At 41.8% G+C, this 15,805-nt stretch carries 14 protein-coding genes; 9 read left to right on the forward strand and 5 right to left on the reverse strand.

From position 1 onward, the window contains the following. Window positions 1–13: 13 nt before the first annotated feature. The 4 genes from rbfA (at window position 14) to frr (ending at window position 3,789) form a co-directional block, all read left to right on the forward strand. Window positions 14–388 carry a 30S ribosome-binding factor RbfA gene (gene rbfA / locus J4N22_RS14030; RefSeq protein WP_207495571.1) on the forward strand — a complete coding sequence of 125 codons (375 nt, stop codon included), beginning with the start codon at window positions 14–16 and terminating at the stop codon, window positions 386–388. Between the two features lie 30 nt (window positions 389–418). Next, window positions 419–1,636 carry an FtsX-like permease family protein gene (locus tag J4N22_RS14035; RefSeq protein ID WP_207495573.1) on the forward strand — a complete coding sequence of 406 codons (1,218 nt, stop codon included), beginning with the start codon at window positions 419–421 and terminating at the stop codon, window positions 1,634–1,636. Between the two features lie 343 nt (window positions 1,637–1,979). Next, a complete protein-coding gene (locus J4N22_RS14040; protein WP_207495575.1) occupies window positions 1,980–3,122 on the forward strand; it encodes an MraY family glycosyltransferase in 1,143 nt (380 codons plus the stop codon). Window positions 3,123–3,225: 103 nt separating this feature from the next. Then, window positions 3,226–3,789, forward strand: a complete 564-nt coding sequence (frr, locus tag J4N22_RS14045; protein WP_207495577.1) for a ribosome recycling factor — start codon at window positions 3,226–3,228, stop codon at window positions 3,787–3,789. Here frr and J4N22_RS14050 read toward each other — a convergent pair. Continuing rightward, entirely contained in the window at window positions 3,782–4,696 is a 915-nt protein-coding gene (locus J4N22_RS14050) for a DMT family transporter (RefSeq protein WP_207495579.1), read from the reverse strand. The genes frr and J4N22_RS14050 overlap by 8 nt on opposite strands. 131 nt (window positions 4,697–4,827) lie before the next feature. Between J4N22_RS14050 and J4N22_RS14055 the strand changes: the two genes are divergently transcribed. Beyond that, a complete protein-coding gene (locus tag J4N22_RS14055) occupies window positions 4,828–5,808 on the forward strand; it encodes a DUF3078 domain-containing protein (RefSeq protein ID WP_207495581.1) in 981 nt (326 codons plus the stop codon). Between the two features lie 73 nt (window positions 5,809–5,881). Further along, a complete protein-coding gene (locus J4N22_RS14060; RefSeq protein WP_207495583.1) occupies window positions 5,882–6,697 on the forward strand; it encodes a segregation and condensation protein A in 816 nt (271 codons plus the stop codon). Between the two features lies 1 nt (window position 6,698). Here J4N22_RS14060 and J4N22_RS14065 read toward each other — a convergent pair whose 3' ends face one another. The 3 genes from J4N22_RS14065 to dxs all read right to left on the reverse strand — a co-directional run bounded on the left by J4N22_RS14065 (window position 6,699) and on the right by dxs (window position 11,264). Next, window positions 6,699–8,435, reverse strand: coding sequence for an ATP-binding response regulator (locus J4N22_RS14065; protein WP_207495585.1), 1,737 nt, complete (start codon window positions 8,433–8,435; stop codon window positions 6,699–6,701). Between the two features lie 183 nt (window positions 8,436–8,618). Continuing rightward, window positions 8,619–9,251, reverse strand: a complete 633-nt coding sequence (locus J4N22_RS14070; RefSeq protein ID WP_242692237.1) for a murein L,D-transpeptidase catalytic domain-containing protein — start codon at window positions 9,249–9,251, stop codon at window positions 8,619–8,621. Between the two features lie 78 nt (window positions 9,252–9,329). Beyond that, window positions 9,330–11,264, reverse strand: a complete 1,935-nt coding sequence (gene dxs, locus J4N22_RS14075) for a 1-deoxy-D-xylulose-5-phosphate synthase (RefSeq protein WP_207495587.1) — start codon at window positions 11,262–11,264, stop codon at window positions 9,330–9,332. Window positions 11,265–11,556: 292 nt separating this feature from the next. Here dxs and J4N22_RS14080 point away from each other — a divergent pair, with 292 nt between their 5' ends. The 3 genes from J4N22_RS14080 to J4N22_RS14090 are packed head-to-tail and all read left to right on the forward strand — an operon-like array spanning window position 11,557 to window position 14,682. After that, window positions 11,557–12,615 (forward strand): sensor histidine kinase, encoded by a 1,059-nt coding sequence (locus J4N22_RS14080; RefSeq protein ID WP_207495589.1) that lies wholly within the window; start codon window positions 11,557–11,559, stop codon window positions 12,613–12,615. Between the two features lie 14 nt (window positions 12,616–12,629). Continuing rightward, window positions 12,630–13,373, forward strand: coding sequence for a LytR/AlgR family response regulator transcription factor (locus J4N22_RS14085; RefSeq protein ID WP_207495591.1), 744 nt, complete (start codon window positions 12,630–12,632; stop codon window positions 13,371–13,373). Between the two features lie 22 nt (window positions 13,374–13,395). Continuing rightward, window positions 13,396–14,682: a M20/M25/M40 family metallo-hydrolase gene (locus J4N22_RS14090; protein WP_207495593.1), complete on the forward strand. Its 1,287-nt coding sequence runs from the start codon at window positions 13,396–13,398 to the stop codon at window positions 14,680–14,682. 147 nt (window positions 14,683–14,829) lie between these two features. Here J4N22_RS14090 and J4N22_RS14095 read toward each other — a convergent pair whose 3' ends face one another. Continuing rightward, on the reverse strand, window positions 14,830–15,585 hold the full coding sequence (locus J4N22_RS14095; protein WP_207495595.1) for a phosphoglycerol geranylgeranyltransferase: 756 nt from the start codon (window positions 15,583–15,585) through the stop codon (window positions 14,830–14,832). Between the last annotated feature and the right edge of the window lie 220 nt (window positions 15,586–15,805).

Consider the following 15,805-nt stretch of genomic DNA (forward strand, 5'->3'; position numbering starts at 1 on the left):
AATTTTCTTAATAATGCAGGAAGGAAAACGTCAGAAACAGGTAGCAGCGGTGTTGCAGCAAGAGCTCAATGATATTTTCATGAGGCTGGGAATGAACATGATGGATGGAGGTATGGTATCCATTTCGGCGGTTAAGGTTACGCCCGATCTTTTGGAGGCGCGTATATACCTCAGCCTTTTCCAGGTTCCTGATCCAAAGGAAGCATTGAAAAAAATAGAAGGAAGGGCTTGGGAAGTAAAACGGGAATTGAGTGACAGGGTAAAAACCCAGTTGCGCCGTATACCGGTTCTCCAGTTCTTCTTAGACGATACGCTTGACTACGTATTCAAAATGGAAGAAATATTCAAGCAGATAAAAACAGATGATGATAAACCAGCAGAGCAGTAGACTCTGTTGCCACTTAAGCAGTTATTATAAATGACCTTTCTTTTTGCATGGCGGTATTTCAAAGCAAAGAAAACCACCAATGCTATCAACATCATTTCGTGGATCAGCATATTGGCCATAGCTGTAGGCGCTGCAGCACTTATACTAGTGCTCAGTGTTTTCAATGGCTTTGAAGATCTTGTAAAAGGTCTTTATGCTGATTTTTATGCAGATGTTCGGGTAGGTCCTGCAAAAGGGAAAACAATCACATTAACCACCGATCAATTACAGAAACTAAGAGGGACACCTGGCGTAGCCACCATGAGCCTGATAGCTGAAGAAAAAGCTGTTTTAGTTAATGAAGAATACCAATCTATTATATACCTGAAGGGTGTAGATGAGCAATACACGCAGGTAAATGGCTTGGCGAAGCATATTATAAAAGGTAAGTTCCTGACCGGTGTGGCGGACGATCCACTGCTGGTATTAGGTGCGGGAATAGAGAATGCTGTTGGCGTAGAACCGGGTGTAAGTATTCAGCCACTAACGGTTTACCTGCCAAATAGAAAGGCTGTTAACTTCTCTGGTATGGATGCATTGAATTCTTACAATGCCTTTGTCAGTGGTTCTTTTGTATTGCAACAAGATTTTGATAATAAGTACGCCATCACCAATCTCGGCTTTGTAAAGTATATGCTCGACATGGCAGAGGATGAATATACCGCTGCAGAAATAGCACTCACACCGGGTACAGATGTAGAAGACATAACCGATCAGCTGTCTGCGGTCCTTGGGAAAGATTACCAGGTACAAACGCGCTACCAGCAAAACCAAAGTCTGTATGCGGTGATGCAAATGGAGAAATGGGTGATCTATGGCATTCTTTCTATCATACTGGTAGTTGCCGCCTTTAATATGATAGGAGCGCTTACCATGCTTGTTTTAGAAAAACAGAAAGACATTGCTGTTCTTCGTGCAATGGGCGCCGACAACCATTATATACAACGGATTTTTGTAAATGAAGGCATCGTGCTGGCGACAGTTGGTGGCGGCATAGGGATACTTTTAGCCGCGGGCATATGTTACCTGCAAATCGAGTATAAGCTCTTAAAGTTATCAGGCGGAAGTTTTATTATTGATTACTACCCGGTAAAAATGTTGCCGCAGGATTTTTTACTGGTAGTGAGTACCGTGTTCTTTATATCATTATTAGCTGCATACATCCCTGCACGTAAGGCGTCAAGGCAGCAATTTTCGCTGAAGAGTTAGTGAAAGTGAGTAGCAGTTTCTACATCAGCTATGAACAAAAACTCTAAGCCATAGAATTTTTTCGTTTCACTTATACTAAACAAGACTGTGGCAATGTTTTTATGCAAATGTGGCCAGCAAATGAAGGTTCTCCTTCAATTTTTTTTGCCACACTTACATCTATTACCGTATTTCTCCCATCTTTCTAAATATGGGAAAAATACTGCAAATGGATAACGACCATGCTGTATGAAGTATCTATTAAGTAAAACATTAATTTCTGTTTTTGCTTAAAATCGGTTTAATTTGCGGGCTCTTAACAGTCCCCCAATAAATAAATTAATAGAAACAAATTGCTTTTTGCATGGAACAGATCATACTAGGTGGGATTATAGCATTTGCACTTACATTTTATTCAATACCGGTCATCATCAAGGTTGCCAATGAAAAGAAGCTTTATGATGTACCAGATGATAAGAGAAAGATCCACACCAGTCCGATTCCTTCCTTAGGTGGTTTGGGAATGTTCATTGGTTTTACCGTTAGTTTACTGCTTACATACAATTTTGTTCAAGGGGCACCTGAATTCCAGTATTACCTGGCTGCTTTCCTTGTCATTTTCTTTGTAGGTATAAAAGATGATATCCTGATACTTTCTGCCGGCAAAAAATTCATAGGTCAGCTGATTGTTAGTGGTATTCTCATCTTCAAAGCGAACCTGGTAATTACCAACATGCAAGGCTTTATGGGTATCAATGAAATACCGGTGTTTGCCCAGTATTTGCTTACCATGTTTGCTTCAGTTGTTATCATCAATGCCTTCAACCTGATTGATGGAGTAGATGGACTGGCAGGAACAGTTGGCGCAGTTACATCATTATTATTTGGAACTTTCTTCTTATTAAATGGCAATTACGCCTATGCTACACTTGGCTTCACCTTTTCTGGAGCTATCATAGCATTCTTATATTACAATTTCAACCCGGCTAAGATATTCATGGGCGATACCGGCTCACTTCTTATCGGGTTAGTGAATACAATTCTGGTTATCAAATTCATAGAAACAGGCGCTACTTATACCGCATTTCCTATTACGGCAGCCCCGGCTGTAGGTTTTGGAATACTGCTGATACCTTTAATGGATACATTGAGAGTGTTCGGTATGCGGATAATGAAAGGTAAATCGCCATTCAGCCCAGACAGAAATCATATTCATCATCTGTTATTAGACAGGGGCTTCAATCACAAAGGCGTTACTTACACTTGTGGTATCGTTACTTTATTAGTTGCGGCTTCAGCTTACTTCCTGCAGTTCATTGGAACTACCAATCTTATTTTCACCCTGATCGCTGGCTTTTTCGGTTGGGTGTATACTTTGTATATCAGGCGGTCACGGTTTAAGTTGCGTGTTATTAAAGGTGATGCTGAAAAAACCAGGAGAGAAGCCAAAAGCATTCGTTTGGTTTCATTAGCAAATCATCCTGCTGCAGTGGCAGAAGAGGAGTAAAAGAAAATTTTCAGAATAAAGTAAAAGCAACCGATGAGGTTGCTTTTTTAGTTCATAATTTTTAGTCTATTTAAGTAGATTTGCCGCGTAAAATACTCAACCTATGTCTGAAGAATTGGAAATGGTAATTGATGACGCTGAAACATCCATGAAAAAGGCCATTGGTCATTTGGAAGCTGAACTTGTAAAGATCAGGGCAGGAAAAGCAAATCCTACTATGCTCGATGGGATCAATGTAGATTATTATGGTTCACCTACGCCTATTAACCAGGTTGCTAATATCAACATTATGGATGCTAGAACCATCAGTATTCAACCATGGGAGCGTAATATGCTTCAGCCTATAGAAAGAGCTATCATTGCTTCTAACATTGGCTTGAACCCACAGAACGATGGTGTAAACATTCGCCTTTACCTGCCACCTTTAACAGAAGAAAGAAGAAGAGAACTTGTAAAACGTTCCAGTGGCGAAGGAGAGCATTCAAAAGTTGCCATTAGAAATATCAGGCGCGAGGCAATAGAAGAAGTGAAAAAACTTCAGAAAGAAGGATTAAGTGAAGACGCAGCTAAAGACTCAGAAAAAGAAATTCAAGACCTGACAGACAAGTATATAAGCCAGGTAGATAAACTACTTGTTGCAAAAGAAAAAGACATCATGTCTATTTAGAAACTGAAGTCCCGGATGCAGCCTGCACCGGGATTTTTTCTTTACTCACCCTGTTTGCCAGGTAGACGCCCAACAAAATAATTCCGAGGCACATTACCTGTACAGGTGTTATAACTTCTCCTCCAAGTATTCCCCAAAACACTGCTACAAACGGAATTCCATAAGTAACAGTGGATGCAAAAAGACCACCGGCTCGTTTTACCAGTACATAAAAGAAGACAGACGCCAGAGCGGTACCGAAAACCCCTAGTATAGTGCTTGCGCCAGTTGCATGCCAAAAAGCATAGGTGGTAGGTTTGGAAAAATAGCCAGTAATATATAGCACCAATAGCGATGGCGGTATGAGAAATGTAAATGCTAACGCCGCTATATCCATTGAAGCCGTGTTCTTCAGGTTCCTGCTTACGATGTTGACATTTATACCATAAAAAATAGTGGCTAGCAATACAAGGAAGGCAAAGTATAAATAGCCAAGCGTGATGTTTCCACGGGAGATAAACAGTAACGCCAGCCCAATAAAACCAACAATAACCCCAATATACCTTTGAACGGAAACCTTCATTTTGAAGAAAAGAACACCTATCAGGATGGTGAACAAGGGCGTCAAAGCATTTAAGATGCCGGCCAGAGAACTATCTATTCTTGTTTCTGCAATACAAAATAAAAATGCAGGGAAAAAGCTGCCAAGAAGGCCAGATAACAACACGATGTTGATCTTACTTCTATCGATATTCCGGATTGCTTTGATGGTGAAGGGAAGTAGAACTACACCCGCGCTTAGCATTCTTATTGCCGCTACCTGGTAAGGAGATAATTCTTCCATTCCAATCTTCATCAATCTGAACGAGCTTCCCCAAATAATAGAAAGAAGAATAAATATGCTCCAATTGATCAACCAGTTTTTCAATTCTTGATTTTGCGGCAAATGTCGCTAAAGGCTTTTGAATGGATACTTATTTATTTGTTAGCATAGAAGTTTCATTGCCAGTATTTGCAATGGCTTTGGCTATAGTTCATCAATTGGTAAAAATTTGGTAAATGATATTAAAGATTATATTTGCTTCGACCATAGCAGCTTATAAATTTTACCAACTCGAACTGCAAACAATGAGAAAACTGATACTAACTGCACTCTATACTTCTGCATGTATAGGTTTAACTGCTCAACCTACTTCCTCCACTACACGCACTACAACGGTTACCAATAAAACGACCAGCCAATGGAAACGTGGGGGAATGGTAAGTGTATCGTTATCTCAAGGCGGTACACGTAACTGGGCTCCTGGCGGCGACCGTTTTACACTTGCTGCAAACGGTTTTCTTAATCTATATGCTAATCATACCAAAGGGAATTTGCATTGGGATAATATGCTGGATGCAAACTTTGGTTTTCTGAATAGTAACAAGTTTGGAATTGTAAAAAATGATGACAAGCTTGATTTTGTTTCTCGCCTTACCCGCCAGATTGGTACTACCAGTTTCAGGTATGGTGCATGGGGTAATTTCAGAACACAATTTGCTGATGGATATGATTATGATGGTGATATACCTAAAAGGATCTCAGCATTCCTGGCGCCGGGTATAGCCAGCGTTTCACTGGGTGTAGATTATTATGGTAAAGGTGGCGCTTTCAACCTGCATGTTGGTCCCCATGCACGATGGATAATTGTTGCCAACAGGCCATACGAGTTGGCGGCCAATTACAATGTTCAACCAAACAGGGAAGTGAAAATTGAAGCAGGTGCTATGGCGAGTGTAGGATATAATAAAGAGATTATTCCTAATGTTACCTACCGCTCAAGATTGGATGTTTTCTCTGATGGTTTAGATCATCACCCGGGCAATGTGGATATATTCTGGACAAATATGTTTCACCTGAAAGTGAACCGCTACCTGGGCGTTGTATATAACTTCGACTTGCAATACGATGATGATACTCAGATATTTGGGTATGAGAAAAGCAGCCCGGGAACACAGTTGAAGTCTATTTTGGGAGTAGGCTTGTCCGTGAAGTTCTAATACATAATCCTTTACATTTGTGATGTCCTGTAGGCTTAGCTTGCAGGACTTTTTTATTTATAACTCTACTCTAATGGCGACTACAGAAACCTACCAGATTAAACTCCCGCAGTTCGAAGGTCCTTTTGACCTGCTGCTATTTTTCATTGAAAGGGATGAACTGGATATATATAACATTCCCATTAGTAAGATCACCAACGACTTTTTAGATTATATCCATTCGCAGGAGTCGCTTAATATAGAATTGAGCAGTGAGTTTATCCTGTTCATTTCTACCCTGATGCGCATAAAGGCGAAGCTCCTGTTGCCGCGTAAGGAAGTAGACGCTCAAGGCAATGAAATTGATCCGCGCCAGGAACTGGTAGATAAGATCCTGGAATATAAACGTTTCAAAGAAGCTGCGGTACAGATGGCTGAAATGGAGGCTACACGTATGCTAATGTTGCGCCGCGGAAACCTGCAAAAAGAACTAAACGCTATCGGTGAAACCGCTGGTGAAGGCACCGAGATACAAACAATCAGCCTCTTCAAGCTGATGAAGGCGTTTGAAAAGGTGATGATGAAAGTTCATGAGCGCCAGAACAAACCGGTGCACACGGTGGTAAGGTATAACTACTCAATGGAAGAAAGCCGGGAGTATGTACTGGACGTAGCACAGAAAGAACGAACCGTTTCTTTTGAAAAAGTTTTCGAGGTTTGTAATGACCGCATCCACGCCATCTTTCTTTTCCTGTCAATGCTGGAGCTAATACAGTTGCATTATATGAGCATAATGGTAGGCGAAGGCAAAAACAACTTCATTATAGAGTGGAATGAAAACAGGCAAGAGGAGGAAGTCGCGGGCAATAATGTTTCACCGGTTTTACCTACAGATCCAATAGCAGAGTAGTTTAATTCATCTCCGCCATTTCCTGCATTGGTTTCGTAGCGTACTTCTTGATCTTGGAAAGTAAGTGCGCTGGCTGGAAAGGTTTGAGAATACAATCTTTAAAACCTTGTTCTACCAGGCTGGTGTACATATTATTATCCATGAGCGCAGCAGTAAACGCTACTACTGGCAGGTGGCCATGTAGTAGCTTGATCTCCTTCAAGGCAGTATAACCATCCATTTCAGGCATTTCAAGATCCATCAGTACCAGGTTGTAATTGTTATCCTTAGCCAACACATCCATTGCTATTTTGCCGTTCTCGCAAGGTGTTACTACTGCCTTCCAATCTTCCAAAATCTTTTTAGCAATCATCATATTGATCAGATTGTCTTCGGCTATCAATATTCTATAACCAGAAAGATCAGAAAGATCGGTTTCTCCTTTGATTGACGAAGGTTGGTTTATACTCACTACAGGGAAGGTGATGGTGAAGTAGAACTTGCTTCCTTTGTCCTGCGTACTTTCCAGCAGCAGTTTACTATTCATCAGTTGCAAAAGTCGCTGGCAAATGGTTAATCCTAAACCAGTACCACCATACTTACGGGTGCTCTCGTTGTACACCTGCCAGAAGCTGTCAAAGATGCGATGTTGGACATCTGTAGGAATACCAATACCTGTATCCTGGACAGAAAAAAGCACCTCCATTTTTCCTTCCTCATGTTTTTTAAGGCGTGCTTCCAGTTTTACATAACCTTTCTCAGTAAACTTCAGCGCATTAGAAAGCATGTTATTGATGACTTGTACCAGGCGTACATCGTCAGCCATTATCAATGCATCCAGTTCAGGATCTATCTCTAGTTTTAGCTCCAGTTGTTTTTCTTCAAACCGGTTGTAGAAGGGTAGCAGCGACTGGGTTAGAATATGCTTCAGGTTACATTTTGAAGGATGGAGTTCCAGTTTGTCCTGCTCAATTTTGTTGAAATCCAAAATATCGTTCACCAGGCCCAACATATGGTCCGAGCAATATTTTAAAATATCCAGGTACTTCTGTTGCTCAGGTAACGATGAGCCGTTGCGGATAAGATTAGTAGCGCCAATGATCCCATTGAGGGGCGTACGCAATTCGTGCCCCATGTTAGAAAGGAACTTTGTACGTGCCTCAACCGCATCTTCTGCTTTATTTTTCTGTATCACAAGTGCCTTGGCATATTTGCGCTCCAGGTAAATACTTAGGTAAGAAAATGCTGCCGACAAAACAACTATAGAGAAGTTGTTGATGTAGAACATCTTGGTGTAGGTTTCATCCGAAATGTGCTGCCAGGTACTTCTTTCATCGCAGAAAACAAGCACGATTGCAAAGCATGTGATGGTAATAGAGAAATAGGTGACAACTTCCCACAAATAACTTTTGCTGTTGTTTATTAGAAAGGGAAGCGCAAACAAAACCGGTAAAAAATATAGATATCCACCTGTATCACGCCCTTCAGCAAAGGCAATGATCATAATGAAAATGCTGATAACAGAAACAATGGCAATTTTAGTGATGGTGCCGTAGCCATACTTGTTTAGCCAAAGGATGAGCGCCATGCAGATAAACATGGCAGAAACCAAAATGGTAGACAAGGTATTGCCATGAATAACATTTGTGATGATTGTTAGAAAAGCAAAAAGGAGGGCAATTGCACCAAATTGAAAAACCCGGTTAGAGGTTTCGGTTACATCATGCACATCCATAACAGGAGTTGCTTTTTTTCTCATGGGTATCGGGGACAGTTTGAAGCTGGCTTTTTATCAAAAATGCCATGTATTATAACAGCTAACAGGAGAAGTTATTGTACTTACAGGGTGTTTTTGGCAAAAATTAATATCAGGTCAAGGTGGATTAAAAATACTGGCAAATGTAAGCGGGATGCGGAATAAACAAGAAAAATGAGACTCTTTCTATTTAAAAATCCAAAGCAAAATGGGTTTAGAAGATCGGCTGATCTCTTTGTTTACAACATCCAGGAATTTGTACGAGATCATCGGGCAACCCAGGCTGTTGCATATTGGCGCCGGGTACACCTCTATATCGGGTACACAATGGTATGCATGCAGTACAACAAACCTTTTGAATGCATTGCTATTGGTACTGTCTAACCCATGAAGTTTGAAGGCCTGTCCAAAGTTTCCATTGTATCGGTTACCAACTTTGTACCTGCCAAGTGAACTGCAGCCGCCTCCTTCTACATTAGAAAATTTCCCTTCTGAAAGAAAAAGAGAATTGCAACTGCCATGAGCCACCAACCCGGCATCTTTTATCTTCCGGTTTTTGAGGTCGTAAATGAAGAAACGCTTCTTGCCGCTTGGTCTGCGCATGTCTATTAAGAAGCATACGTCCTGGTTGTACTTCTTCTTACGGCAGAAGTCAGCAGCTTGCATTGCCAAATTATTCAGTCGCTCTGCCTGGGTTTCTTCCGGCGCCAGGTTTTCCTTCTTCTTTTGTGTAGGAATATGGGAAGCAGGTTTGTTGATATACAGCAGGAAACCTACAAAAAGAATAGCTATAAACAACAGGAAGGCATTCCACTTCATGTGCTTAAGATACAGATGAAAATAAATTCCATAAAAAAGGCTACCGTTCGGCAGCCTCTTCTACTTCTAAGAATTTATTTATCCAGCTATCAAAGAGCTGACGTTTATCTTTTCTATCATCAATTCTCTTACAGCATCTGCAATTCCCTGGGCATCGTAACCACATTCGCGATGTAGTTCTTTAGGCGTTCCATGTTCTACTATCCTGTCAGGAATGCCAAGCAGTTTTACGTCGGCCTTGTAATGATGTGCATTCATAAATTCTAATACTGCGCTTCCAAAACCACCTACCACAGTGCCATCTTCTACAGTTACTACTTTGTTGTATTTAGTAAACACTTCATGAAGCATTTCTTCATCAAGTGGTTTTACAAAACGCATGTCGTAATGTGCTGGATTAAGCCCTTGTGTTCTTAGCTCACGTATTGCGGCTGTAGCAAAATTACCAGGATGACCAAGTGTGAGAATAGCTACATCCTGCCCATCCTTCAATTTTCTTCCCTTACCAATCTGGATCTTTTCAAAAGGTGTCCTCCATTCTGTCATCACACCTTCGCCACGTGGATAGCGTATCACAACCGGTAAATCAGTTTCTTCCAATTGAGCTGTAAACATCATATTGCGCAGCTCGCTTTCGTTCATTGGCGAACATATCACCATATTAGGTATGCAACGGAAGTAAGCAATATCGTAAGCTCCATGATGTGTAGGTCCATCTTCACCCACCAGGCCAGCACGATCCAGGCAAAGCACCACAGGAAGTTTCTGTATTGCTACGTCGTGTACCACCTGGTCGAAGGCACGCTGCATAAATGATGAATAGATGTTGCAGAAAACGCGCATGCCTTGCGTAGCCATACCGGCGCTTACCGTTACAGCATGTTGCTCTGCAATGCCTACGTCAAAAGCACGGTGCGGCATTTTCTCCATCATGTATTTAAGAGAGCAACCACTTGGCATGGCAGGCGTTATGGCCATTATCTTGTCGTTAGCTTCCGCTAGTTCTATTATTGAATGCCCAAACACATCCTGGTACTTTGGCGGCTGCGGTGCATCGTATTTCTTCTTTACTATTTCGCCTGTTATCTTATCAAATAAACCTGGCGCATGCCATTTCGTTTGATCTTTTTCGGCCAGCGCATAACCTTTACCTTTTACAGTAACGATATGCAGGATCTTTGGTCCCGGTATCTGCTTCAGGTCCTTCAGTGTATCTACAAGCTTAGTGATGTTGTGCCCGTCTATAGGACCAAAATAACGCAGCTTCAATGCCTCAAATAAGTTGGCGCTGCTGCTTACCATTCCTTTCAGGCTTTCAGCAATCTTGTGCGCGACAGGCTGTGTGAAGTTTTTTCCAGGCAATTTTCCAAGTGCCTTCCAAACATCATCTTTCAGCTTATTGTAAGTAGGAGAGAGAGTGATATCCGTTAAATATTCTTTCAGTGCACCCACATTCGGGTCAATGCTCATACAGTTGTCGTTCAGTATGATAAGCATATCGCTGTCTGCTACGCCGGCATGGTTCATAGCTTCGAAAGCCATCCCGGCCGTCATAGCACCATCACCTATTACAGCAATTGTTTTGCGGTCGGTTTCGCCTTTATAGCGCGCCGCCATAGCCATTCCCAAAGCTGCAGAAATAGAGGTGGAAGAGTGCCCTACACCAAAAGTATCGTACTCGCTTTCGCTTCTTTTCGGAAAACCGCTTAATCCATGATACTTGCGGTTGGTGTAGAAATTATCACGGCGCCCGGTAAGTATCTTATGACCATAAGCCTGGTGACCTACATCCCAAACCAACTGATCGTAAGGCGTGTTGTAAACGTAATGCAATGCAACTGAAAGCTCTACTACTCCAAGACTAGCAGCAAAATGCCCCCCGTGAACACTTACCACATCAATAATGAATTGACGCAACTCATCACATACTTTGTGAAGTTGTTCACGTGAAAGTTTTTTCAGGTCAGCAGGACTGTCGATGGTTTTAAGTAAAGAACCGGGTGTGATCTCCATTTATGAAAAATAATGTTGCAAATTAGTTATAACGCCTCAAAAGCAACAAACAGGTATTACAAATTGTTGTAAAAGCTGCTGTTGAATAACAATATATCTTCAAGTATCATTCCTGCTTCTGTCTTCTATCTTGGCTAACGCAACTATTGCAGGTACAATTGCGTATAATTTAATCAACAATGGCTACTTTCAAATAATGTTGTAACTATGTTTTAAACCAGTTACATATCTATCGCACCATACATCAACTGGTGAATGTGCCGCTAGAGCCATATAAATAACTTTACGTAGTATGAATAATAAGATCTCGAAATATTGGTTGTGCCAGGTTGGTGGGTGGAGTACTTATATCATAGTCTATACTTTCTTTTACCTCACGTTACGTACTAAGGTTCAGCCTTTTTTCTTCGAGGTACTATTTCTCGACGCCTTCTTAGGTATCTGCATCACCCATATGATGCGGTCGTTCATTAATAAAGTAGGTTTCCTGAAGTTGAAACTGGACAGCCAGATCACCTACATGTTTCTTACCACGGTGGGCTTCTCCATATTATTTGCATTTACCAGCATATACCTCGAAGACATCTTTGGTTTCACCAGCGAACAGTTCAAGCAATATGGTTTGCTCAACAAAACGCTTCGGGCATCGTATGGTTGTTTCCTTTTCCTGCTTATCTGGAACCTGATCTATTTTACCTACCACTATATAGAGAAAAGCAGGCAAGAGCAATTGGATAAGATCCGTTTACAAAGCCTGGTAAAAGAACTGGAATTAAAGACTATCAAATCGCACATCAACCCGCATTTTATCTTCAATGCGTTGAACAGTATCCGTGCACTGGTGGATGAGAACCCTGAAAGAGCAAGACAGGCGATCACCGAGTTGAGCAATATCCTTCGTAGCAGCATGCAAGCTGAAAAGGTAGAGACTGCTCCTTTGGAAAGAGAACTAAATATTGTAAAAGACTACCTGGCACTAGAGCACATTCGTTTTGAAGACAGGCTGCAGGTGGAATTTGATATAGATGAGGATACACTGGACCAACCGGTGCCTCCTATGATGCTGCAGACCCTGGTAGAAAACGCCATTAAACATGGAATAAGTAAAAGAGTAGATGGTGGCGTGATTAGGATCATTTCTGATTTTAAAGATGACTCACACCAGTTGATCGTAAAGAATACCGGACATATGAATGGTAGTTTCAATCCTGATGGCTTTGGATTGTACAGCACCCAAAACAGGTTGCAGTTATTGTACGGCGACAAAGCACATTTTCAAATAAGAAACAACGATGACAATACGGTGGAGGCTACCGTTACAATGCCAGCTACTACTATCTTAACTAAATAAACCCTTTTAATGCCATGTCTGTAAGAACAATCATTATTGACGACGAACGCCTGGCGCGTAACGAACTGAAGAAATTATTGCAGGACTTTGGAGAGATCGATATCATAGATGAGGCTTCCAATGTGCAGGAAGGCCTGGAGAAAATTGAACAACATTCGCCTGATCTTATTTTCCTTGACATACAGATGCCGGGAAAGACAGGCTTCGATCTGCTGGAGGATCTTGACAGGCTGCCAAAGGTGATATTCACCACCGCTTACGACGAGTATGCACTGAAAGCTTTTGAAGTAAATGCTCTTGACTACCTGCTAAAACCGGTAGAGCCAAAGCGCCTATCTGATGCCATCCAGAAACTTCACCTGGAAGAGGCAAAAGAACCTGCTGCTGCCAATGGAATGAGTTTTGCTCCACGCAATACCTTACTGGGTGAGCAGGACCAGGTGTTTGTAAAAGATGGCGAAAGATGCTGGTTTGTAAAGCTTAACGAGATCCGCTTATTTGAAAGCGTGGGCAATTACGCTAAAGTATTTTTTGGTCCTAACAAACCACTGATCTTAAAATCGCTGAATGCTTTGGAAGAGCGATTGGATGACAAAGTATTTTTTAGAGCCAACCGCAAACACATCATCAATATGCGGTGGATAGAAAAAATAGAACCTTATTTCAATGGAGGTCTTCTGCTTGAACTGAAAGGTGGCGAAAAAATAGAAGTTAGCCGCAGGCAAACAGTAAAGTTCAAAGAAATGATGAGCTTATAAGATTTCCCTCTTAACTATACACATGAATAAGATATTCTGGTTATTGCTGCTCTCGGCAGCAACAGGGTGCGCTGTAGCACCACGTCTGGACAAACAGGTTACTGAAACAGAAGTACAACGAATAATTGGGACATTGGCCGCCGACGATATGGAAGGCCGGGCAACATTTACTCCAGGCATTGAAAAAGCGGCAGACTTCATTGCTGCGGAATTCAGGAAAATTGGGCTTGAACAACTGGAAGGTGTAACCGGCTACAAGCAGTCGTTCGAAATGCTGAAGCCTTCTGTTGTTTCGGCTACGGCTACTGTAGATGGTCAAAATATCGATAGCAAGAGTATAGTTGCTTTTAGCACCAATACCGAAATAGATTTAAACGCTGCCAGCGGCTACCGTAAAGTTCACATTGCCAAAGGCAGTAATATAGGTGCAGAGATCGGCCAATATTTTGAACCTACTGAGAATACAGTTGTATTTATTGACACGAGTTTTTCACGCGTCTTCCGCAGGCTTGGTGGGTTTATGTCGTACACTTTTCCAAGAAAACATAACGTAGTATTTGTATTGACTGCTTCACCCGCTGATTCCTATGATATCAAAGTTCGGCAGCAGGTTACGCCTGTAGTAGCGCACAACATAGTAGGTGTACTGCCGGGAAAATTTAAGAGAGATGAGCAGGTAATTTTCTCTGGTCATTACGATCATATAGGAATTGGTAAACCTGTAAATGGAGACTCAATATATAATGGTGCAAATGATGATGCATCAGGTATCACTGGTGTTATTATGGCCGCTAAATATTTTAAAAGAGCCAGGAATAACGAACGTACACTTGTTTTTGCAGCCTTCACCGCAGAAGAAATGGGCGGTTATGGAAGCAAGTATTTTTCGCAGCAGCTAAACCCTGCCAAGGTGATGGCAATGTTCAACCTGGAAATGATTGGTACTGATAGTAAGTGGGGCAAGAATTCAGCCTACATCACAGGGTTTGATGAAACAGATATGGGAAAGATTTTGCAGAAAAACCTGGAAGGGTCTGCCTTCACTTTTCACCCTGATCCTTACCCTGCGCAGCAGTTGTTTTATCGTTCAGACAATGCTACACTGGCGCGGCTAGGAGTGCCGGCGCATACCATTTCTACATCTAAAATGGATTCGGAACCTAACTACCACAAGGTAACAGATGAAGTAGGTACACTGGATCTGCAAAATATGACAGCCATTATCAAGGCTATCATCACCAGTTCTGCTTCAATTATAAAAGGAACGGATACACCTACAAGGGTGAATGCAGCAAACCTGAAGAGGTAGGCGATGGAGTTGGTAGGTGTTTGTTGTTAGGTGTTGGAGGTTGGATGTTGATACGCACGGAGGTACAAGAGTGTGACGCAACGAAGGTTGAGTAATGGCCATGTGCCGGATACAAAAGAAAAATTTACAAGATTACCCGTTAGGCATTTATGCAGTCACAGTTGTTCCATGCACTGCATCTGCCATCTCTTTTATCAGGCTGGCATCTTTTTCAATAGCATTTCCTACCACTATTACATCGGCGCCTGCCTTGCAGTTGCGATAAGCTTTTTCCGGGTCGGTAATACCGCCGCCAATGATCAATGGAGCCTCTATATGGCTACTCACCATTTCTATCATGCTCTCGGTGATAGGACGTTTGGCACCGCTGCCGCTATCCATATAAATGAGTTTCATTCCCAGCATTTCGCCGGCCATAGCAGTACATAGTGCTATCTCGTTCTTGTCGCTTGGAATGGGTGCTGCATTGGAAATATAAGAAACGGTAGTAGGAGCACCACCGTCAATTACCATATAACCGGTAGGCATTATTTCGAGTCCGCTGCTTTTTACGAAAGGAGCGCTTACCACGTGCTGGCCGATCAACAACTCGGCATTTCTACCTGAAATAAGAGAAAGATACAAAAGAGCATCAGCGTATTTGCTTACCTGCGAAGGACTACCAGGGAAAAGGATAACCGGGATATCGCATAGCGCCTTGAACTGCTGGATGCATTCATCTAGATGATTGGAGATAAGCAGGCTACCACCAACAAGGAAGTAATCCACTTTAGAGGTTGTAGCCAGTGAAACCAATTGTTCAATCTTTGCAGCATCCACTTTATCAGGATCTACTAGTACTGCAAAAGATTTATGTCCTTGCTGTTTATTCTTTACAAAGTGCTGGTAAATCTTATTCTTCATGCAATTGGTTATCGTGGTATTGCAAAAATGCTAAAAAAATCGTTTGTATGAGTTTTAACCTGTCCAAATCGCTCCAAACATACTATAAAACAACTGTGTACGGCGCTAACGGAGCCGGGGACTAGGCGCTTTATTTAAGTTATACTAAAGTAATGCCACTTATATCAAGCAGTTACTTCGTATTTATTAGGAAACCTCTTTCGTGATAATACTAAAGAAG

Origin of the sequence: Aridibaculum aurantiacum (assembly GCF_017355875.1) — a bacterium.
GTDB lineage: Bacteria > Bacteroidota > Bacteroidia > Chitinophagales > Chitinophagaceae > Segetibacter > Segetibacter aurantiacus.

What these genes read in the sequence shown, in the direction of transcription:
- frr (WP_207495577.1), top strand. Translation starts at nt 3,226, where the DNA reads ATGTCTGAAGAATTGGAAATGGTAATTGATGACGCTGAAACATCCATG.
- J4N22_RS14095 (WP_207495595.1), bottom strand. Translation starts at nt 15,585, where the DNA reads ATGAAGAATAAGATTTACCAGCACTTTGTAAAGAATAAACAGCAAGGA.
- J4N22_RS14080 (WP_207495589.1), top strand. Translation starts at nt 11,557, where the DNA reads ATGAATAATAAGATCTCGAAATATTGGTTGTGCCAGGTTGGTGGGTGG.
- J4N22_RS14070 (WP_242692237.1), bottom strand. Translation starts at nt 9,251, where the DNA reads ATGAAGTGGAATGCCTTCCTGTTGTTTATAGCTATTCTTTTTGTAGGT.
- rbfA (WP_207495571.1), top strand. Translation starts at nt 14, where the DNA reads ATGCAGGAAGGAAAACGTCAGAAACAGGTAGCAGCGGTGTTGCAGCAA.
- J4N22_RS14090 (WP_207495593.1), top strand. Translation starts at nt 13,396, where the DNA reads ATGAATAAGATATTCTGGTTATTGCTGCTCTCGGCAGCAACAGGGTGC.
- dxs (WP_207495587.1), bottom strand. Translation starts at nt 11,264, where the DNA reads ATGGAGATCACACCCGGTTCTTTACTTAAAACCATCGACAGTCCTGCT.
- J4N22_RS14085 (WP_207495591.1), top strand. Translation starts at nt 12,630, where the DNA reads ATGTCTGTAAGAACAATCATTATTGACGACGAACGCCTGGCGCGTAAC.
- J4N22_RS14065 (WP_207495585.1), bottom strand. Translation starts at nt 8,435, where the DNA reads ATGAGAAAAAAAGCAACTCCTGTTATGGATGTGCATGATGTAACCGAA.
- J4N22_RS14055 (WP_207495581.1), top strand. Translation starts at nt 4,828, where the DNA reads ATGATATTAAAGATTATATTTGCTTCGACCATAGCAGCTTATAAATTT.
- J4N22_RS14040 (WP_207495575.1), top strand. Translation starts at nt 1,980, where the DNA reads ATGGAACAGATCATACTAGGTGGGATTATAGCATTTGCACTTACATTT.
- J4N22_RS14060 (WP_207495583.1), top strand. Translation starts at nt 5,882, where the DNA reads ATGGCGACTACAGAAACCTACCAGATTAAACTCCCGCAGTTCGAAGGT.
- J4N22_RS14035 (WP_207495573.1), top strand. Translation starts at nt 419, where the DNA reads ATGACCTTTCTTTTTGCATGGCGGTATTTCAAAGCAAAGAAAACCACC.